The organism is Acinetobacter sp. 228, from assembly GCF_048147885.1.
This window is the reverse complement of the sequence record NZ_JAYWYV010000004.1, coordinates 1-18513: the sequence shown is the minus strand read 5'-3', so window position 1 is coordinate 18513 and position 18513 is coordinate 1. Positions and strand designations below refer to the sequence as shown.

General features: G+C 42.3%; 21 protein-coding genes. 15 read left to right on the top strand and 6 right to left on the bottom strand.

What is annotated here, in order from left to right; translation table 11 throughout:
• Nucleotides 1-39: 39 nt before the first annotated feature.
• Nucleotides 40-1137 carry an alpha/beta fold hydrolase gene (locus tag VXQ92_RS04025; RefSeq protein WP_416680516.1) on the bottom strand — a complete coding sequence of 366 codons (1098 nt, stop codon included), beginning with the start codon at nucleotides 1135-1137 and terminating at the stop codon, nucleotides 40-42.
• A 142-nt stretch (nucleotides 1138-1279) separates the two neighbouring features.
• Between VXQ92_RS04025 and VXQ92_RS04020 the strand changes: the two genes are divergently transcribed.
• From VXQ92_RS04020 to trpB, 9 genes are all read left to right on the top strand, one after another.
• Nucleotides 1280-2467 carry an O-succinylhomoserine sulfhydrylase gene (locus VXQ92_RS04020; protein ID WP_416680514.1) on the top strand — a complete coding sequence of 396 codons (1188 nt, stop codon included), beginning with the start codon at nucleotides 1280-1282 and terminating at the stop codon, nucleotides 2465-2467.
• A gap of 28 nt (nucleotides 2468-2495) precedes the next feature.
• Nucleotides 2496-2825: a YbaB/EbfC family nucleoid-associated protein gene (locus tag VXQ92_RS04015; protein ID WP_004731251.1), complete on the top strand. Its 330-nt coding sequence runs from the start codon at nucleotides 2496-2498 to the stop codon at nucleotides 2823-2825.
• Between the two features lie 13 nt (nucleotides 2826-2838).
• Nucleotides 2839-3435: a recombination mediator RecR gene (recR, locus tag VXQ92_RS04010; RefSeq protein ID WP_416680512.1), complete on the top strand. Its 597-nt coding sequence runs from the start codon at nucleotides 2839-2841 to the stop codon at nucleotides 3433-3435.
• A gap of 178 nt (nucleotides 3436-3613) precedes the next feature.
• A complete protein-coding gene (locus VXQ92_RS04005; protein WP_416680511.1) occupies nucleotides 3614-4756 on the top strand; it encodes a ribonuclease D in 1143 nt (380 codons plus the stop codon).
• 130 nt (nucleotides 4757-4886) lie between these two features.
• Nucleotides 4887-5192, top strand: a complete 306-nt coding sequence (locus VXQ92_RS04000; RefSeq protein WP_064095315.1) for a YcgL domain-containing protein — start codon at nucleotides 4887-4889, stop codon at nucleotides 5190-5192.
• 21 nt (nucleotides 5193-5213) lie between these two features.
• Nucleotides 5214-5597, top strand: coding sequence for a hypothetical protein (locus VXQ92_RS03995; protein WP_064102658.1), 384 nt, complete (start codon nucleotides 5214-5216; stop codon nucleotides 5595-5597).
• Between the two features lie 20 nt (nucleotides 5598-5617).
• On the top strand, nucleotides 5618-6469 hold the full coding sequence (locus VXQ92_RS03990; RefSeq protein ID WP_064102657.1) for an AAA family ATPase: 852 nt from the start codon (nucleotides 5618-5620) through the stop codon (nucleotides 6467-6469).
• A gap of 13 nt (nucleotides 6470-6482) precedes the next feature.
• Nucleotides 6483-7670, top strand: a complete 1188-nt coding sequence (locus VXQ92_RS03985) for a vWA domain-containing protein (RefSeq protein ID WP_064095318.1) — start codon at nucleotides 6483-6485, stop codon at nucleotides 7668-7670.
• 107 nt (nucleotides 7671-7777) lie between these two features.
• Entirely contained in the window at nucleotides 7778-8986 is a 1209-nt protein-coding gene (gene trpB, locus VXQ92_RS03980) for a tryptophan synthase subunit beta (protein ID WP_044108946.1), read from the top strand.
• A 129-nt stretch (nucleotides 8987-9115) separates the two neighbouring features.
• On the opposite strand, the gene VXQ92_RS03975 is transcribed toward trpB, so the two are convergent.
• The 3 genes from VXQ92_RS03975 to VXQ92_RS03965 all read right to left on the bottom strand — a co-directional run bounded on the left by VXQ92_RS03975 (nucleotide 9116) and on the right by VXQ92_RS03965 (nucleotide 10417).
• Entirely contained in the window at nucleotides 9116-9547 is a 432-nt protein-coding gene (locus tag VXQ92_RS03975; protein WP_416680509.1) for a CBS domain-containing protein, read from the bottom strand.
• Nucleotides 9548-9651: 104 nt separating this feature from the next.
• Nucleotides 9652-10032, bottom strand: coding sequence for a DUF2750 domain-containing protein (locus tag VXQ92_RS03970; protein WP_064095321.1), 381 nt, complete (start codon nucleotides 10030-10032; stop codon nucleotides 9652-9654).
• A gap of 151 nt (nucleotides 10033-10183) precedes the next feature.
• Nucleotides 10184-10417, bottom strand: coding sequence for a hypothetical protein (locus VXQ92_RS03965; protein WP_064095322.1), 234 nt, complete (start codon nucleotides 10415-10417; stop codon nucleotides 10184-10186).
• 221 nt (nucleotides 10418-10638) lie between these two features.
• Between VXQ92_RS03965 and VXQ92_RS03960 the strand changes: the two genes are divergently transcribed.
• Both VXQ92_RS03960 and VXQ92_RS03955 read left to right on the top strand, forming a co-directional pair.
• On the top strand, nucleotides 10639-11001 hold the full coding sequence (locus VXQ92_RS03960; RefSeq protein WP_064095323.1) for a hypothetical protein: 363 nt from the start codon (nucleotides 10639-10641) through the stop codon (nucleotides 10999-11001).
• A 99-nt stretch (nucleotides 11002-11100) separates the two neighbouring features.
• Entirely contained in the window at nucleotides 11101-11424 is a 324-nt protein-coding gene (locus VXQ92_RS03955; RefSeq protein ID WP_081408817.1) for a hypothetical protein, read from the top strand.
• On the opposite strand, the gene VXQ92_RS03950 is transcribed toward VXQ92_RS03955, so the two are convergent.
• Together VXQ92_RS03950 and VXQ92_RS03945 are read right to left on the bottom strand one after the other, a co-directional pair.
• Nucleotides 11348-12922, bottom strand: coding sequence for a M16 family metallopeptidase (locus tag VXQ92_RS03950; RefSeq protein WP_416680506.1), 1575 nt, complete (start codon nucleotides 12920-12922; stop codon nucleotides 11348-11350). The genes VXQ92_RS03955 and VXQ92_RS03950 overlap by 77 nt on opposite strands.
• 12 nt (nucleotides 12923-12934) lie before the next feature.
• The gene (locus tag VXQ92_RS03945) at nucleotides 12935-14332 is read right to left on the bottom strand and encodes a M16 family metallopeptidase (RefSeq protein WP_416680505.1); all 1398 of its coding nucleotides are present in this window, start codon (nucleotides 14330-14332) and stop codon (nucleotides 12935-12937) included.
• Nucleotides 14333-14509: 177 nt separating this feature from the next.
• On the opposite strand from VXQ92_RS03945, the gene ftsY reads away from it, so the two are divergent.
• The 4 genes from ftsY (at nucleotide 14510) to VXQ92_RS03925 (ending at nucleotide 18141) form a co-directional block, all read left to right on the top strand.
• Nucleotides 14510-15613 (top strand): signal recognition particle-docking protein FtsY, encoded by a 1104-nt coding sequence (gene ftsY / locus VXQ92_RS03940; protein ID WP_064095325.1) that lies wholly within the window; start codon nucleotides 14510-14512, stop codon nucleotides 15611-15613.
• A 176-nt stretch (nucleotides 15614-15789) separates the two neighbouring features.
• Nucleotides 15790-16479, top strand: coding sequence for a nitroreductase family protein (locus VXQ92_RS03935; protein ID WP_416680503.1), 690 nt, complete (start codon nucleotides 15790-15792; stop codon nucleotides 16477-16479).
• A gap of 195 nt (nucleotides 16480-16674) precedes the next feature.
• Nucleotides 16675-17268 carry a nitroreductase family protein gene (locus tag VXQ92_RS03930; protein WP_416680501.1) on the top strand — a complete coding sequence of 198 codons (594 nt, stop codon included), beginning with the start codon at nucleotides 16675-16677 and terminating at the stop codon, nucleotides 17266-17268.
• Between the two features lie 210 nt (nucleotides 17269-17478).
• Nucleotides 17479-18141 carry a DUF2057 domain-containing protein gene (locus tag VXQ92_RS03925; protein WP_416680500.1) on the top strand — a complete coding sequence of 221 codons (663 nt, stop codon included), beginning with the start codon at nucleotides 17479-17481 and terminating at the stop codon, nucleotides 18139-18141.
• Nucleotides 18142-18513 lie beyond the last annotated feature (372 nt).

The following is an 18513-nucleotide window of genomic DNA, read 5'->3' as shown; positions in this document are numbered from 1 at the left end:
TGATAAGTTTGAATATTTTTACTGGTACTTAAATCTGCTTTAAGCGTCGAGACGTTTTGAGCGTTGCACCAGCCAGGTCGTCATTTTTGGCCAGAATGTATTGGCTGTTTTCTGATTGGACATCAGGCCGAGATGACCGCCTGGAATCAGAGTAAACGTCTTATCCTGGCTACTTGTCAAATCCAGCAATGGTCTGGCGGATGATTCTGTCACAATCTGGTCAGTTTGACCTGCACCTACCAAAAGGGAGCAGCTAATATTCTTGAGCTCAATGGTACGACCATTCAAAGTAATAGAACCCTGCTTTAATGGATTTTGTAGCCACAAATGCAGCATCATGTCCTGATTAATCCCACCTGGATAATCGATCATTTTATTCAGGAAATTTCCCATAGTTGCGTGTTCATAGACATCTTCGGCACGATCAAGATTTAGCAAAAACCGCTTTTGGCTTTTGAACCAGCCAATCGGGTCAAGTAATTTAAAGCCCAAGGCATTTAAAATACCCGGTGTATGAATATACTGTTTTGGAATCAGCCCTTGATGAATGGCCTGTTTTAGATTTTTATTTTTAGAAATCAGTTTATTGGTTGTAGAAAACAGTTTGCCGACACGTCCTGAAGCATAACTGTCAATCGGACTGCCGACTACGATCAGATTCTTGACATGTTCCGGCGAATGCAGGGCGGTATAAAGCGTGACAAATACGCCTGCCATACTCCAGCCATGTAGGGAAATCAGCTGACTACCTGAATGATTGCAGATCGTTTCAATAGACTGGGGAATAGCAGAATCGATAAAAGATAAAAAGTTCAGATGACGATGCTTAAAGTCAAAACGTTTCCACTCCACCAGATAGACATCAAAACCGCTATGCTGAAAATGCTTGACCAGTGAACGATAGGGATACAGGTCATAGATATCCATATTAACGGCCAGGGGAGCAATAAAGACCAATGGTTCCTTATATTTTTTGTCGGGTGAGGCGTAATATCGGATTTTGTAAAACTGGGTGCCAGCAATATATTCAAAAGGGGTTTTTTGCGACAGAATCAGTGAGGAGGCATTAAACACCCGGGTCTTGAGGTGTTTCAATTTTTTTTGCTGACGCTGAAAATTTTGTTTTAACTGAATCATGTAAATAAAATATCCGTATCCGCGGAAGGATTGATCGAAGTCTAAGCAATAATCGCTTATTATGCCTTGACCTGAAATAGCTTAGGCGCTCAAAATGTTGGCAATTTTTTACAAAAGGCAGCCTTAGGGCTGAAGTAAAGTGATGAGCCAGCAAGACGATATTAACTACCAATTAGAAACTTTAGCCATCCGTACTGGTCACACCCGTAGCTTTGAGGGTGAACATGGCGAACCGATTTTTCTAACATCGTCATTTGTTTATGAAAATGCCGCAGAAGCTGCCGCAAAATTTTCAGGCCAAGAGCCGGGTAATATCTACTCTCGCTTTACTAACCCAACCGTTACCATGTTTGAAAAGCGTCTGGCTGCTTTAGAAGGTGCAGAGCGCGCCGTTGCCACCAGTTCAGGTATGGCAGCGATTATGGCAGTATCAATGGCATTTTTGAAAGCAGGTGATCATGTAATCTGTTCACGTGCAGTATTTGGTTCCACTGTTTCTTTATTTGAAAAATATGTTGCTAAATTCGATGTAGCAGTTGATTTTGTGGACTTGACTGATCTGGATGCCTGGAAAAATGCCATCAAGCCAGAAACCAAATTACTTTTTGTAGAGTCTCCATCCAATCCGCTGGCAGAAGTGGCAGACATTCAAGCCCTGGCAGATATTGCCCATGCCAATAATGCTTTGCTGGCCATTGATAACAGCTTCTGTACCCCAGTATTACAACAACCAATCAAATTTGGTGCTGACCTCGTTGTATATTCAGCTACGAAGTACCTTGATGGTCAGGGTCGTGCATTAGGCGGTGCAGTCGTAGGTAATCACAAGCTACTGGAAGAAATCTTTGGTTATGTGCGTACTACCGGCCCGTCAATGAGTCCGTTCAATGCCTGGGTGTTCCTAAAAGGCTTGGAAACGCTACGCTTACGTATGCGTGAACATTCTGCCAGTGCTCAAAAACTGGCGGAATTTCTGAATGCGCATCCGAAAGTTGAAAAAGTGTATTACGCAGGTTTGCCTGAGCATGTTGGGCATGCACTGGCAGCAAAACAGCAAACCGGTTTTGGTGGTATTGTGTCTTTTGAAGTGAAAGGTGGTCGTGAAGGCGCCTGGACAGTAATTGACAATACTAAGTTCATTTCAATTACTGGTAACCTGGGTGATGTGAAATCAACAATTACTCATCCGGCAACCACGACTCATGGCAAATTGTCTCCAGAAGCCAAGGCAGCAGCAGGCATCCGTGAAGGTTTAATTCGCGTTTCTGTCGGTTTGGAAGAGATTGGTGATATTATTCGTGATATTACTCGCGGTTTAGATCTTATTTAATTTTATAAATTTATGTTCGGAGATATTTATGAACATTAACATGTTGATGCAGCAAGCTCAGCGTATGCAAAAAGAAGTTGAAAATAACGTAAAAAAAGCCAAGGAAGAGCTGGCGCAAACTGAAGTGCATGCGGAAGCGGGTGGTGGTCTGGTGAAAGTGACCATGACTTGCCGTAATGTAGTAAAGCGTATCGAAATCAATCCAGAATTACTTCAGGATGATCCAGACATGATCGAAGACTTAATTGCAGCTGCAATGAATGATGCAGCGCGTCAGGCAGAACTGGTTTCTGATGAAAGAATGAAAGCAGCAAATTCGGGCATGGGTTTACCACCTGGCCTGGCTGGTATGTTCTAAGGAAGAATGCGCAATGTTTAGTGATCGTTTTGATCAACTGGTTCAAGCATTACGCATACTGCCAAGCGTGGGGCCGAAATCGGCCCAGCGCATGGCATTGCACTTGATCATGAAAAATCGTGAGGGTGCAGTGGGTCTGGCACATGCCTTGACTGAGGCGACCAACCACATTCATGAATGCTCGGTCTGTCATTCACTTACTGAAGATGAAGTCTGCAATATCTGTACGTCTCTTGATCGTGATGATGAACTGCTGTGCGTGGTGGAATCTCCGGCAGATGTGATGGCGATTGAACAAAGTGGCAGTTTCCGTGGTAAATATCATGTATTGGGCGGACATCTGTCTCCACTTGACGGGATCGGTCCGGAAGAAATTGGTATTCCGTTTTTGTTGCAACGCTTGAGTCAGGGGCAGGTCAAAGAAGTGATTCTGGCCACCAATGCGACAGTTGAAGGGCAGGCCACGGCACATTATCTGGTAGAAGCCAGTAAACATTTGCCAATCCAGATGACCCGAATTGCCCAAGGGGTACCGCAAGGTGGTGAGCTGGAATATGTCGATAGTCATACCTTGAGTCAGGCGGTACATAACCGGATGCGCATGAAGTAAGTTTTACTTAAAAATCTTGTTAGTTTTAATATAAAAAAGATATTAATTGAAATAAACAATCATATGGATAAGGGTTGTTTCTTAAGAAATAGGGTGGAATAGACGTTATTTTTTATACAAAAATTCTATAGATCAGTTAATATAGATATATCAAGAATCTAATCTTAGACTCAGTTCTATGTTCCAATTTATTCAACACCAGCACGACTTAACTCCTGTACTGAAACTAATGGACCAGAATTCAGTTTACGGGCTGGATACCGAGTTTATCAAGGTCGACACCTTGTGGCCTAAGCTGGGTGTGTTCCAGATTAATGTAGACAACCAGGTTTATTTGCTGGATGGCACCACACTGGATCTGACTGAGTTCCTCAATAAAATTTTTGACGCACAGCAAAATATTTTTCATGCCTGTAGTGAAGATATCGACCTGATCTACCACTATACCCAGAAAAAATCGCTGAGTAATGTATTTGATACCCAGATCGGTATGTCATTTCTGGGACATGGTTTGCAAGTTAGCTATCAAAATGCACTCAAGCAGATGCTGGAAGTGGATATTGAAAAAGACCAGACCCGTTCTGACTGGCTGGCACGTCCACTCAGCTCCGACCAATTACTGTATGCGGCCAATGATGTGCATTATCTGGTACAACTGTCGGAAAAAATCAAACACGAGCTAGATGCGAAAGATCTGCTGGATTTTGCCTTACAGGATTGTCGTTTCCTGACACGGGAAATTGGTAAAGATACACCTACGGCCTTGTTGTATCAGGATGTCGGAAATTACCGGCATTCACGCCGTCAACTGATGCAATTGCAGCAATTGATGGTCTGGCGTGATCAGATTGCCAAAGCATTGAATCAGCCACGCAGTTTTATCCTGAAAAATTCGAGCATGATTGATCTGGTCGAAAAGTTTCCGCGCAATAATTTTCAGCTTAGCCATGTTAAAGATATTCGGGGCAATATTTTACGCGAACATGGCAAAACGATTTTAGATCTGTTGAAATTCCTGCCTGACCAGGCCGAATGGCCCTTACGCCTGGCACGTCCAATCCGCCACTCTTCCCGAGATATCGGCGACAGAATTGATGCAATTATTCAACATGTGGTCAATGAAACCTCGATTCCCAAAGAAGTGCTGATGCGCAAGAAATGGTTGAATGCACTGTATCAGCATGTAGTCTTTCACAAGGATGAACAGGATCTGCCGGATTATCTGCTTGGATGGCGCTATGAGTTATTAACTCGGCCCCTGATTGAGGTATTGCATCAGGATGAATCTTATCTGTCTACCCAGATGAAAGCCAGCGAGTGATTGGCTGCAAGATTGGTTAAAGAAAAAGCAATTATACAAAATCACGACTGATGCATGAGACGTGGCTAATGTTTCTGTCTTTTTTTTGATGTATCCTTGCGGTTGTTTTTCCAGAAAAGTCGTTTGAAATATGCAAGTGTCTATCTACAAATCCAGCAAAAAAAGTGAAATGTATCTGTATGTGGCGCGTCCTGCGAATGAAAGCGAAGCTGAAACATTCGAGCCTTTAAGTGTATTAACTGAAGCGGTACAGGCAGCATTTGGGCGTGCGACTTTTGTCATGCATCTTGAATTAAGCGAATCACGTAAACTGGCACGTGCCAATGTTCTGCATGTGATGGATTCTATTGAAACCCGCGGTTTCTTTCTGCAAATGCCGCCCGAAGGTTTAATTGACCCGAATGCTGTAGAGCCAGAAGGGCTTCGTGGTGCTTAATGTTAATTCAGGAGTTGTGAAATGAATGGTTATGTCGCTGTATTAGACTCAATTCCTGAACAGAGCATTGCCGTAGCAGTTTACCTGCTCGGCAGCTTGATTGCTTTATGGTGCTGGTATGGTGTGACCAAACGCTTGCCTAAACCTATGGGTGGTTTTTTGTGGATTATGGCCTTCGCTGTTTTGCTGACACCCACTGTGTCTGAGGGACCGAATGCTTCCATTGCACCCGCGATTTTTGGGCTGTTATTCGGGATGCTGACCAAAGAGCAGCCTTTAGTTTGGATTAATGCGTCACTTATTTTATTTGTCATTGGGATCGGTTCTGTGATTGGCTATTGCTGGTCGACTTATGTGTCGAACAAAAGCAATATTCGTGTTCACGAGAAAAGTTCACCGCTGTAAGTAAAAAATAAGGTTCAATCATGTCTGCTGATATTCAACAATTTTCAGGTACCGATCAGTACATTGCGACTGACAGTTTAAAACTTGCGGTGAAAGCTGCACGCAGTTTGCAAAAACCGTTACTGGTCAAAGGTGAGCCGGGTACAGGTAAAACTTTACTGGCCGAGCAAGTCGCACAAAGTCTGGGTTTAAAATTGATCACCTGGCACATTAAATCCACCACCAAAGCACAGCAAGGCCTGTATGAATACGATGCCGTATCGCGCCTGCGCGATAGTCAGTTGGGTGATGATCGTGTCTATGACATCAAGAACTACATTAAGCCTGGCAAATTGTGGGAAGCCTTTACCAGTGAAGAGCGCTGTGTCCTGCTGATTGATGAAATTGACAAGGCAGACATCGAGTTTCCAAATGACTTGCTGCATGAACTTGATAAAATGTCGTTCTATGTATACGAGACAGGCGAAACCATTACGGCAACACAGCGTCCAATCGTAATCATTACCTCAAATAATGAAAAAGAATTGCCAGATGCTTTCCTGCGCCGTTGCTTCTTCCATTACATCGAATTCCCGGATGAAGCCACTATGCGTGAAATCATCGATGTGCATTTTGCCAATATCTCTGCAACATTGGTGAATGAAGCCTTACAGGTATTCTTCCAACTTCGTAAAGTTCCGGGTTTAAAAAAACCACCTTCAACTTCTGAACTGATCGACTGGCTCAGCCTGCTCATGGCAGATGATATGCCGGAAGATATTCTGCGCAATACTGATAAATCCAAAGCAATTCCGCCTCTATACGGCGCCTTGATTAAAAATGAGCAAGATGTACAGTTGCTTGAACGTCTAGCATTTATGTCACGTCGTTAAGGGAGAAACACGCATGTTTGTGCGACTGTTTTATACCTTACGCAAATACGGCGTACCGGTATCGACCCGCGAATTGATTGACCTGAATCAGGCGGTTGCTGCAGGTCTGGTGTTTGCCGATCAGGACGAGTTCTATCAGCTGGTCAAAACCGTCATGGTCAAAGACGAGCGCTATTTCGACAAGTTCGATCGTGCCATGAAAGACTATTTTGATGGTATCGCGACCTTTGATCTGGATGAACTGCTAAATCAGGTGCATAAGCTGCCCAAAGACTGGTTCGATCTCGAATTACTCGAGAAGCATCTGACCCCGGAGCAGCGCGAAGAGCTGAAAAAAGCCGGATCGCTAGAAGAACTGATGAAAATGCTGGAAGAGCGTCTGCGCGAACAGCATAAAAAACATCAGGGCGGTAACAAGATGATTGGTACCGGTGGTACTTCACCCTTTGGTGCCTATGGCGATCATCCTGAAGGTGTGCGTATTGGCGGGCCGGGACGTAAGCGTTCTGCGGTGAAAGTCTGGGAGCAGCGTCAATACCGCAATCTGGATGATGAACAGATTTTGGGTAGCCGCCAGATGCAGATGGCATTGCGCCGTTTGCGTAAGTTTGCCCGTCAGGGTGCAGCCGAAGAGCTGGATATTGATGGTACGATTCGTGAAACGGCCAAGCAGGGTATTCTGGATGTACAACTGGTGCCCGAGCGTCGTAACCGTATTAAAGTTTTAATGCTGTTCGATGTCGGTGGTTCGATGGATGCGCATATTGCCCAGTGTGAAAAGCTGTTCAGTGCTGCGAAAACCGAATTCAAAACCTTGGAATATTTTTATTTCCATAACTGTCTGTACGACTATGTCTGGAAAGATAATGTCCGTCGTTCCAGTTCACGCATGAATACCTGGGATTTGTTCAATACCTATGGCCGTGATTACCGCGTGATTGTGGTCGGTGATGCCAGTATGGCACCGTATGAGCTGAATTCTGTCGGTGGTTCTGTTGAATATATGAATGATGAAGCTGGACAGGTTTGGTTACAGCGTCTGCGTCAGCATTTTGATAAAACTGCCTGGCTGAATCCGGAAGAAGAAAAATACTGGCATTACACCCATACCATTGGTCTGATCCAGCAAATATTTGAAAATCATATGTTTCCAATGACACTGAAAGGCATTGAAGACATGACCAAATATCTGGCGCGTTAATTCCATTTATCTATAAGTGACTTTAGTTAGAGTTATTAGTGATTTAAAACAAATTATTCTAGTATAAAGTCACTCATTATCTCTTATTTAAAATTTCAGGCATGATTATGACTCATCAAATTAATGGTATTGCATTACCCAATGAAGAGGGTTTTTTTGGTCGATATGGCGGTCAGTTTATTCCACCCGATCTGAAACAGGCTATGGATGATATTAATGTGGCCTATCAGGAAATTCGTCAGACTGAAGAATTTCAGAATGAACTGAAAGACCTGTTTGCTCATTATGTCGGTCGTCCAAGTCCACTATTTCATGCCAAACGCCTTTCTGAACAGCTTGGCGGGGCGCAGATTTATCTGAAACGTGAAGATCTGAATCATACCGGCGCGCACAAGATCAATCACTGTCTGGGTGAAGCTTTACTGGCCAAATATATGGGCAAGACCAAAGTCATCGCAGAAACCGGTGCCGGCCAGCATGGTGTTGCTTTGGCAACTGCATGTGCCTTGGTGGGTATCCCATGTGAAATTCATATGGGGCAAGTGGATATCGAAAAAGAACATCCAAACGTCGTCAAGATGAAAATTCTGGGTGCCAAACTGATTTCTGTGACTCGCGGTACAGCTACGCTTAAAGATGCAGTCGATAGTGCTTTTGAAGAATATTTGAAAGATCCGAAAAATTACATCTATGCTATCGGTTCGGTGGTTGGACCGCACCCATTCCCGATGATGGTACGTGATTTTCAGTCGATTATTGGCGATGAAATTAAAGTTCAGACCAATGAACGTTTTGGTGCAAATCCTGATTATATCGTTGCTTGTGTTGGTGGTGGTTCTAATGCAGTCGGCGCATTCACTGCATTTTTAAATGAACCGGATGTGAAGCTGGTTGGCGTTGAGCCAGCAGGTCATGGTTTAGATACCGATATGCATTCAGCTACTTTAACTCTAGGTAAGCCGAGCCAGTTACATGGTATGGCCTGTTATGTTCTGGAAGATGAACAAGGCGAGCCATTGCCAGTGCATTCAATTGCTTCTGGTCTGGATTATCCAGGTGTGGGGCCACAGCATAGTTTGCTGAAAGATTTGGGTCGGGTCGAGTATACGACTGCGACCGATCAGGAATGTCTGGATGCATTTATGACCTTGTCACGCGTAGAAGGCATTGTGCCTGCACTGGAAAGTTCGCATGCGGTGGCTTGGGCCATTCGTGAAGCAGGGAAACTGCCAAAGGATACAAAAATTGTGGTTAACCTATCGGGTCGTGGTGATAAAGACTCAGATTATGTTGCAGAAAAACTCGGTTTAAACTGATTTTATTCAAAATGTTGATATAAAAAATCCCGATACACGTACCGGGATTTTTTATGCATCAGATATAAAACTTTATCTTGGTGTCACTTAAGTGATCTTCAAATGCCTTAGAGAAAGCTAGATGATGTTTTAACCTGAGATATATTGCTGTAACTGTTCAATCAATTTGCGTTGGTCATCCATGGCCGCTTTGACCAAATCTCCAATTGAAATCAGACCGATCAGTTTTTCATGTTCGACCACAGGTAAGTGACGCAGGTGACGATCAGTCATCAGCGATAAACAGTCTTCTACCGTAGTGGCTGATGTCACGGTAATCACTTTAGAAGTCATGATCTCATTGACTGTAGTATCAAATGAGGTTCTTTGCATCAGGGCAATCTTACGGGTGTAATCCCGTTCTGACAAAATCCCCACCACGCTGTCTTCATGGGTGACTACCAGCGCCCCGATTCCTTTTTCGGCCATCAAGGTGATGGCCTCTAAAACTGTAGAATCTGGACGGATGGTATAAATAGCTTGATGCATTTTTTCACTGAGCACCTGTGCCACATTGGTCATGCTTAATCATCCTTATCGGTCAATTTATTATTAATCCTTGAGTATGTATTCAACCTGAACATCTCTAGGTTTTTAAGTTTTACTCTTTATAAATAGCATGTTATTTAAGCAATGTGCAGTCTTTGTTGCGAAAAAAATAGGTGACGCATTTGTGCAGCAGTTAGTTTAAGTCTGGTGCCATTGGTATTGCATAGGGCGGGTGTAACATTCAGTCGTGATAAGGTTGGTAATAACGCATTTTCAAAATCTTCAGAATTGATTTTACGTGGAATGTAATGTGGCCAATGTTGTTGAGCGTAATTTTGGGCATCGAGTGGATTAAGCCAAAATGGAAAGATGCAGTCTTCGTGGTCGCGCATCATTGCCCAACCTTTATGATATGCGCCCCATAGCTCGCCACAATTCATCATGGATTTCAGCATTGTAATCTTCAGAAGAAATTCTTTGCAGATCGGATCAATTTGAATAATTGTTCGTGGTTTCATTGGAATTAAGTGCTATTGGATGACAGCCCCTATTCTAGAAACTTTATAAGTAATTACTGTTTCAGCTTTGCAAGTAATCGTAAGAAAATATGTATTGATTGCGGTTTATTGAAAATATGGCTGAAAAAAACGCCACCTAGGTGACGTTCTTTTATGCTTTCATCGTGGCCATGTTTTGCCAGTACTGGGCTTTGAGTGAATCTCGTTCTACACGGAAACCTTGATAGTAAAGTTCTGCTAAAAAAAGTGCTGCTTTACCATGGCCGGCGCGAGCTGCTTCTTCAAGCTGTTTTACCGCATCGACAAAGTTCATTTGTGATTGAATGGTATTCACGGCATCTGCATACAGATGTTCCAGGTCATGCTGAGAGAATTGTTGAATCATATATAAACTCCTTAATTTTAATTGTGATTTCAAGATAGACTTATGAGTCTAAATACAAATATAAATTAGTATTGTTAAACTAATATTACAAAATAATGGAAAAGTCAACTATTCGAATTTGTCTGTTTACTTCAGTTATAGTTTAACTGATTAAACTATACACAATTATAAATATTATTAAGCTACATTGTAAATGGATAGCAAACAACAAGGAGAAAGCCATGACGACAAGAACTTTAGATGGTGTGAAATTTGATATGCCGCCGACTGCAGGACAAATTATGGAGCTTGCAGATTTGCATCGCAAAAAGCTTGATGCTGCTATATTTAGTAAATACACCCATTTGGGTGAATATGGTCTGGCACAGCGCAAAGAAGTATATGATTTTACTCGTGAGCTGGACGAAAACCAGCGTGAGCAGTTTTATAAACTCTATAATGGCGAATTAGTCCGTATTGCAGATGAAGACCGCTTGCATCCACCTGAAGCAGAAGCAGGTTTAAGTAAATTTGCGATTCTACTCGTACTGGCAGTGGTAGCGGCGGTACTCTATTCTACAATTTTAACCAAAGCAATGAATTAAGCTTGGCATAAGCAGATTTTCAGTCCTTATGAATATTCGGTGTGCTGACTTGAACTTGTGCAATGGCAATCATACACTACCTTTAACCTGAGGTAGTGTATGTCTATAGAGTCAGAAAAACTAAATCAACTTTTCAGCAGAATTAATCTGGAACAGATTTATAATAGTGTTGTGATCTTTATTGTTGCGGTGATCCTGTTTTTAGCCGCATTTGCTTTATATCGTCCGTTGAGCATGTCGCAAGTTACTCAAATTCAGCAATTGTCTAAGCAGCAAAATCTTCCCCAAACTCAGGATATGGCACTCGCTCTGTTAGAGCAGCAGCATATCCGTCGTGGGCAATATCTTAAATTGATGCAGGCTTATCAGCAGGAGTCGTTACGGGTACGTCAGCTTCCACCGGTCTCTGTGGAGATGCGCTAGGGAGAGGACGAGCAGGCAAGTAAAAATTTGCATCAATCAAATTTTGTTCTAAACGCATTTCCAATGCAGTTTTATCCAGTTCTTTACTGACGATGATGAGTGTTAAGCGATCAGGATGGAAGTGCTTGCGTATGGCATTTTGTACATCTGTAGCCGTGATTTGAGCCAAACGTTCCGAATAACCGGATAGATAATTACTTTGCTCGCTATAAAAGCCCATATTGCCTAACTGGGCATTGATAGTGGCATTACTGCTGTAAACGTTAGGGAAGGCACGCAGCATGCCCGCTTTGGTTTCTTCCAGACGCTGACCATCAATGGGTTGGCTAACGAAGTTGATAAATGCCCGATGTGCGACCTGGATGCTGTCTAGCAGTTGATCCTGACGTGTAGCATATTTGAAGCTGAATACTCCTGGCGACTGAGTAAAACTGAATGAACTATAAGCTCCGTAGGTAAAACCTCGTTTTACCCGAAGCTCCTGCATGAGTACTGAATTAAAACCACCACCCCCAAATATTCGATTAGCGATCTCTAAAGCCAGCTTATCCGTAGTAAAGCGGGTCGGTCCTAGATGTCCAAAGATGACATGTGCCTGAGACGAGTTATAGGGTAAATGTACTACTTCAAAACCAGATTTAATCTCAGGCGTTGGTAATGCTGCTGCTTTTTGTCCTTGAGGTAAATTACCGGCAATTCGTTCAGACAGCTCGAGTGCCTGTTTAGGACTAAGTTTTCCGGTAATGGCAATATTCATATTTTGTGCCACCAGAAATTGATCACGAAATTTTTTTAATAATTCTGCGTTAATTTTTTTGGTACTGCCTTGGGTGCCAGTGACTGGTTCTGCATAAGGATGTTGACCATAAAGGGTGCGATAAAAACGGATATCCATCAGCCGGCTGGGGTTTTCCTGTAGTTGCTTTTGCCCCACTTGGGTATTACTTAAGGCCAAATTGATGCTAGACGGTTTAAATGAAGCATTCTTTATAACCTCCATCATCATTGCTAAGGCGGGTTCTAATTTTTTGGGGTCTGAGAGCGTACGTAGACGAATTACGAACATGTCCCGATATGCTTGTACGCTGAATTGTGCGCCCGTTTGGTCAAAAACAGCCGCTACCTGATTGGCGCTGTATTTGTCGGTTCCTTCACGCATCAGCTTGGCTGCCATATTTGACAGACCATACAGTCCTTTAGCAATTTCCTCGTCGCGGGCCGAGCCGGCATTGAAGGTCAGCTGGATATCTACCATGGGAAGATCTTGAGTTTCAACAAATAGCGTACGTACCTTGTAGCGATTATTCAGGTCATGAATATAAGGGGCCTGAAATTCACGTTGCGGATTGATATTTTTAAGACTTTGCAATAAAGGAATAGACTGTAACTGACTCGGATTATCATTTTGGTCAGGCTGATGGTCCAGATAGTTTTCTGCATGAATAGCCGTGCTCAAACTTAAAACACAAATAAGCAAAATTGGATAAACTTGAAGCATTTATAATCCCCGTTACTGGGTGTTTTGTTCGGGTGAGAGATAAAGTGTGCTGAGGTTGTCTCTGACAAAATAGGCATTGGCGACGCGCTGGATATCTTGAGTACTGACGCTTTCAAAGTGTTTTGGTAACTCATCCATCAGGCGATAACTCAAGCCATTGACCTCCAGATTTCCAATCATTCTGGCCTGTCCAGCCAGATCGTCCTGACTATAAATCAGACTTGAAATAAAACGTGTGCTGATGCGCTCCAGTTCTCGCTCGGAAATAGATTCAGTTTTTAGTAAATCAATTTCATCCTGAATTGCAGCTTGTGCTTCTGCCAGACTAACACCTGAAACAGGAAGTGCTGAAATACCAAACAGGCTGTCACCACGATTATAAGGATCATAAGACACGCTGACAGAGGTTAGAATTTTACGATCTCTTATCAGGCGATCTTGCAGGCGGGAAGAAATCCCACTGTCCAAAAGGCTGCGAATAATACTCAATGCATAGGCATCTTGCGGGTTTTTAGCTGTGGTTAATGATTTTACGTTCCAGGTCATATAAAGATTGGGTACTTGAACATTGCTGTTGATCTCCATATGTCGATAACCCAAACGCTCAAACTCCAGTACATCATTGCGTGCTGGTGTTGGGCGGGCGGGAATGTCAGCAAAATATTTTTGTACCTGTGCCAAAGCAGCTTCAGATTCGATATTTCCGACAATTACCAGAATAGCATTATTCGGGCTGTACCAGTCCCGGTACCATTTTTTGACATCATTCAACTGAATATTATTTAGGGTTTTCATATGTCCAATCACTGGCTGACGGTAGTGACTGGTCGGATAACTGATCCATTTAAACCGTTCAAAGGCTTGCGCCCGCGGATTGTCATCAGTGCGCTGGCGCCGTTCTTCCATGACAACTTTAATTTCTGGCTCGAAGTCCTGCTGCCGCAGTAATAAATTGCTCATACGGTCAGACTCAAGTTCCAGTGCCATAGGAAAATAGGCCTTAGGATAAAGCTGATAATAATTGGTGTAATTGGTAAAGGTAGCTGCATTGATACTGCCGCCATAAATCCGACTCAGGCGGGTAAATTCGTCATTCGGCACTTTATGGGTGCCTTTGAACATCATATGTTCAAGTGCGTGAGAAACCCCTAGAATATTTCCGGACTCATCACTACTACCGACTTTATACCAGATTTGTGTCATTACCATGGGCGCACGATGGTCTTCCCGAATAATGACTTTTAAACCGTTACTTAACGTGGTTTCAAAAGTAGTTCGTGACAATTCACTTCGGGTTTGTGCCTGAGCCGGGTTAAAGCTCAGGCTAAACAAGACCGCTGCACCGAATGGATAGATCATCTGTTGGATCATTTGAGAGAAAGAGGAGACAGTAAAAAAGGTAGTGAACACTAGATCTCCCAAAATAGGCATTTGTATTTAGACTTATTTTTAATAAATGCGTGCTTGAAAGCAACCGAGAGCTGTAGCTTTTTGGTATGTTTGTCCAGTAATTGCATTGCTAGCTGCAAAGCAGGCAAGTTATGGTAGAATCTGGGTTTTTAACGCAATGCTTTTCAAGGATTCGGCATGCAACAGCAATCTAATGGGCAAAACAAATTTTTGATTGATGCTGATATCGGAGATGATGATGTCACATTACCGAGCTTACCTGCGGTCAATGTGCCTATCGTAGAAACGCCAAGCGAAGCAGCTGTAGTTTCTGCACCTGTTACCACAGAAACTGAAAATGAAGATTCTGCGGCAAAAGGTGGCTTCTTTAGCCGTATGAAAGAGGGTTTAACCAAAACCCGTAAAAACCTTGCCGATGGGATGGTCAATATCCTGATCGGTGGTAAAGAAATTGATGATGAATTATTAGAAGAAGTTGAAGAACAGCTTCTGGTGGCTGATATTGGTGTCGATGCAACCAAGACCATTATTACTAACCTGACTGAACGTACGGCACGTGGTGATTTGATCTATTCGCATTCACTCTATAAAGCACTTCAGGAAGAGTTGGTGGCTTTATTGGCACCACGGGTAAAACCGCTGCATATTGATCCAAACAAATCACCTTATGTAATTCTGGTGGTGGGTGTAAATGGTGTCGGTAAAACCACGACGATTGGCAAACTGGCCAAACGCCTACAAGGTGAAGGCAAGACTGTTATGCTGGCAGCAGGTGATACTTTCCGTGCAGCTGCAACGGAACAGCTACAGATCTGGGGTGAGCGTAATAATATTGCAGTCGTGGCTCAAGGTCATGGTGCTGACTCGGCTTCGGTCATTTTCGATGCTTTTGAAAGTGCCCGGGCCAAGGGTGTAGATGTATTGATTGCAGATACAGCGGGTCGTTTGCATAATAAAGGTCATTTGATGCAGGAATTGACCAAAGTAAAACGTGTCATGCAGAAAATTGATGCAACTGCACCGCATGAAGTCATGTTGGTGGTGGATGCCGGTACTGGCCAGAATGCCATTAATCAGGTTGAAATGTTTGATGAGGCAGTCGGCTTGACAGGTTTGACCATTACCAAACTGGATGGGACTGCCAAAGGTGGTGTGCTGTTTAATATCGCCAGTCGTACCCATGTGCCGATCCGGTTTATTGGTGTCGGTGAAAAAATTGATGATTTGCGTCCATTTTCCGCTAAGTCATTTGTCGCTGCATTGTTTGAAACTGAAAAATAAATAATGCGTTATAGTTCACACAAACTTCGCCAAGTGCGGAGTTTGTTGTTTTTAGCGGGTTTGAATGCTCTAAAAAGCAGCTTGAAAAAATTAAGCAAAGTTATTTAGCTTAATAAAACCATTATAATTCTACGGGATTATTCAGGCTGTTTTAGCTTGGTTTTGTGGGGTAGAAAATGGCATTGCTAGATAAGATTGGTCAGGTATTAACAAGCGATATAACCAAGGACTTTAAGTTTTCAAAAAAAAACAAACTGAATGATGATCTGGAGCTGACCTTTATTGATCAGTTAAAAAAGCGCCGTAGTATTTATGCGTTGGGTAAACGGGTGCATTATAGTCAGGCCTATCTTTGCGAAATCATTCAGGAAGCAGTGCGCAGTTGTCCTTCCGCCTACGATTCCCAAAGTACGCGCATTGCCGTGTTATTTGCAGATTTTCATCACCAATTCTGGGAAATTGTGAAACAGGTTCAGCGCCAGCATGTACCAGAGCATATTTATGAAGGAGTGGAGCTGAAACTGAATCAGTGTGCTGAAGCCTATGGCACGATTTTATTTTATGAAGATCAGTCCGTGATTCAACAATTGCAAAAGAAAATGCCATTAAATAGTGAAGATTTTCCAGCATGGTCTGAACAAACTTCCGGTATGGCACAATTTGCTGTATGGGCGACATTGGCAGATTCTGGCTTGGGAGCCTCCTTGCAGCATTATAATCCCCTAATTGATGAAAAAGTCGCTGAGCATTTTGACATCGACAAGAATTGGTTGTTGCGTGCCCAGCTGTGCTTTGGATCAATTGAGCAAACGGTAGAAGAAAAATTGCAACAGTTGGATCAGTACCGTTTTAAAATATTGAATTAAAACACTGTGAATAGAGTGGTAGTGAATAGCATGGTGGCTGTGATGAAGTCAGATCCATACCTGCTACTCAGATATAAATCCAAGCGTTATATAAATGAAACACAATGTTATCGAAATGCACCTGTTATGGGTGCTTAAAACACGTAGTATGACTTGATCGATTTATCAATAATTAAGGTATACAGAGGTGAATTCATGACATTTTTAGATCAGATGAAGAAACGCCGTAGCATTTATTCGATTGGAAAAAATGTAAAACTGGATCAGGCAGAAATCGAACAAATTATTAAAGATGCAGTGAAATTCAGTCCTTCAGCTTTTAATTCGCAAACCTCACGTGTGGTCATTTTATTTGGTCAATCACATGATACCTTCTGGCATATTGTACGCGAAACTTTGCGTGACCTCGTGTCAGCAGATGCATTTGAGGCAACCAATAACAAGATCAATGCGTTTGCTGCAGGTTACGGTACTGCGCTATTCTATGAAGACCAGGATGTAGTGAAGTCGATGCAGGAGCAGTTCGCACTCTATGCCGATAATTTTCCGGTCTGGTCAGAGCATTCTTCTGCGATTGCACAGTTTGCAACCTGGACTGCTTTGGCAGAAGTAAATATTGGTGCTTCGTTACAGCATTACAACCCAATTATTGATGAAGAGGTCGCACGAACTTTCGATATACCGCCTTCCTGGAAACTTCGCGCTCAACTAGTATTTGGTTCAATAGAAGCACCTGCAGGTGAGAAAACCTTTATAGATGATGCGGAGCGATTCAAGACCTTTACCTAATCAGCTTTAATTAAAAAAACCAGATTAAAAGAAGCAGAGTAATGCTTCTTTTTTTATATATTGGAGTTGTGTTTACCTACTATCTAATATATCTAGCTGAATAAATTCTAGAAGTTCAGGCTGTATTATTTTCAACTTTTGTCATTGGATTGTCATTTAAAAGGCAGATAGTGCTTATTTTTAATAAACAACCAATAACGAGTAATGGATATGGATTTAGGTATTGCGGCAACAGCAGCAGTGTTTTTATTTAGTACATCGGCTTTTTCAGCTGTAACCGTTACAGTACCTGAAGAAATAAAAATTGTTGCCGTAAATGATCAGGAGGTAAAATCAGGTTTCTTGCGTTCAAATCAGGCTTATACCTTGAATGCGGGGGTAAATGCGATTAGCGTACGTTATAACGAATTTTTCCAGCACTCAGATAATTCACATGACATCTTGAAATCTGGCGTAGTTACTGTAAAAACACCTGAGCTGATCGAGGGTGAAACTTATAGGTTAACTTTGATGAACGCTCCTAAAGATTTTGAGGAAGCAAAAAATTATAAAGACCAGCCGATTATTGGGCTTTATGATGCAAAAAATCAGCTGCTGGTTCAGCAGATGGGAGCAAAAGAGACAGCCAGGCCATTATTTGGAAAAAGTATTTTAACCAGGTCTGTAGATTTAACTAGTAAAGCTGTGACTCCCGTCAATCAGTCTGCAGCAGTTTATACTCAGGTAACGGTAGCGCCGAAGACTGTAAATGTGAAAATAGCGGAAAATATGACAGGCAATCAGCTTGATCAGCAATTGATTCAGGTATGGCAGAAAGCATCTAAAGTTGAGCGTCAAAAATTTATGACTTGGCTTGCCGAACAGGCAAACTAAAGAATCTTTCAAGAATCAAAAAGATCACTCTTAGGTGATCTTTTTTAATGAAGGCAGAAGAGTAAAATTAACATTTCCTTAAAATTTGCATGCTGAAATAGGTAGAAAAACTCAAAAAAAGTGTTAAAAATAGAGTTTCAGGTTAAAAAATAAACGTACGATGGTTTTTTCTGAATATTTTCAAGAAAAGCTCTTGCGCTTGTTTTGAAACTGTATAGAATACGCAGCACACCAACGCAATGCATGAAACGAAACGTTAAGTGATTGGGTTGGAGCTTAAAGCTGACGAAGTTTTAAGAAGATCATTAAGAGATTATGAAGAACAACTTGTGTGGATTTTTACTGGTTGATTGATCGAAATTATTTTCATTG

Bases quoted from the DNA above. Each gene is read 5' to 3' on its own strand.
- VXQ92_RS03970 (WP_064095321.1), bottom strand. From the start codon at position 10,032: ATGAAACCACGAACAATTATTCAAATTGATCCGATCTGCAAAGAATTT.
- VXQ92_RS03950 (WP_416680506.1), bottom strand. From the start codon at position 12,922: ATGCTTCAAGTTTATCCAATTTTGCTTATTTGTGTTTTAAGTTTGAGC.
- VXQ92_RS04000 (WP_064095315.1), top strand. From the start codon at position 4,887: ATGCAAGTGTCTATCTACAAATCCAGCAAAAAAAGTGAAATGTATCTG.
- VXQ92_RS03960 (WP_064095323.1), top strand. From the start codon at position 10,639: ATGACGACAAGAACTTTAGATGGTGTGAAATTTGATATGCCGCCGACT.
- VXQ92_RS04005 (WP_416680511.1), top strand. From the start codon at position 3,614: ATGTTCCAATTTATTCAACACCAGCACGACTTAACTCCTGTACTGAAA.
- VXQ92_RS03935 (WP_416680503.1), top strand. From the start codon at position 15,790: ATGGCATTGCTAGATAAGATTGGTCAGGTATTAACAAGCGATATAACC.
- ftsY (WP_064095325.1), top strand. From the start codon at position 14,510: ATGCAACAGCAATCTAATGGGCAAAACAAATTTTTGATTGATGCTGAT.
- trpB (WP_044108946.1), top strand. From the start codon at position 7,778: ATGACTCATCAAATTAATGGTATTGCATTACCCAATGAAGAGGGTTTT.
- VXQ92_RS03995 (WP_064102658.1), top strand. From the start codon at position 5,214: ATGAATGGTTATGTCGCTGTATTAGACTCAATTCCTGAACAGAGCATT.
- VXQ92_RS03990 (WP_064102657.1), top strand. From the start codon at position 5,618: ATGTCTGCTGATATTCAACAATTTTCAGGTACCGATCAGTACATTGCG.
- VXQ92_RS03965 (WP_064095322.1), bottom strand. From the start codon at position 10,417: ATGATTCAACAATTCTCTCAGCATGACCTGGAACATCTGTATGCAGAT.
- VXQ92_RS03985 (WP_064095318.1), top strand. From the start codon at position 6,483: ATGTTTGTGCGACTGTTTTATACCTTACGCAAATACGGCGTACCGGTA.
- VXQ92_RS04025 (WP_416680516.1), bottom strand. From the start codon at position 1,137: ATGATTCAGTTAAAACAAAATTTTCAGCGTCAGCAAAAAAAATTGAAA.
- VXQ92_RS03975 (WP_416680509.1), bottom strand. From the start codon at position 9,547: ATGACCAATGTGGCACAGGTGCTCAGTGAAAAAATGCATCAAGCTATT.
- VXQ92_RS04015 (WP_004731251.1), top strand. From the start codon at position 2,496: ATGAACATTAACATGTTGATGCAGCAAGCTCAGCGTATGCAAAAAGAA.
- VXQ92_RS03930 (WP_416680501.1), top strand. From the start codon at position 16,675: ATGACATTTTTAGATCAGATGAAGAAACGCCGTAGCATTTATTCGATT.
- recR (WP_416680512.1), top strand. From the start codon at position 2,839: ATGTTTAGTGATCGTTTTGATCAACTGGTTCAAGCATTACGCATACTG.
- VXQ92_RS04020 (WP_416680514.1), top strand. From the start codon at position 1,280: ATGAGCCAGCAAGACGATATTAACTACCAATTAGAAACTTTAGCCATC.
- VXQ92_RS03955 (WP_081408817.1), top strand. From the start codon at position 11,101: ATGTCTATAGAGTCAGAAAAACTAAATCAACTTTTCAGCAGAATTAAT.
- VXQ92_RS03925 (WP_416680500.1), top strand. From the start codon at position 17,479: ATGGATTTAGGTATTGCGGCAACAGCAGCAGTGTTTTTATTTAGTACA.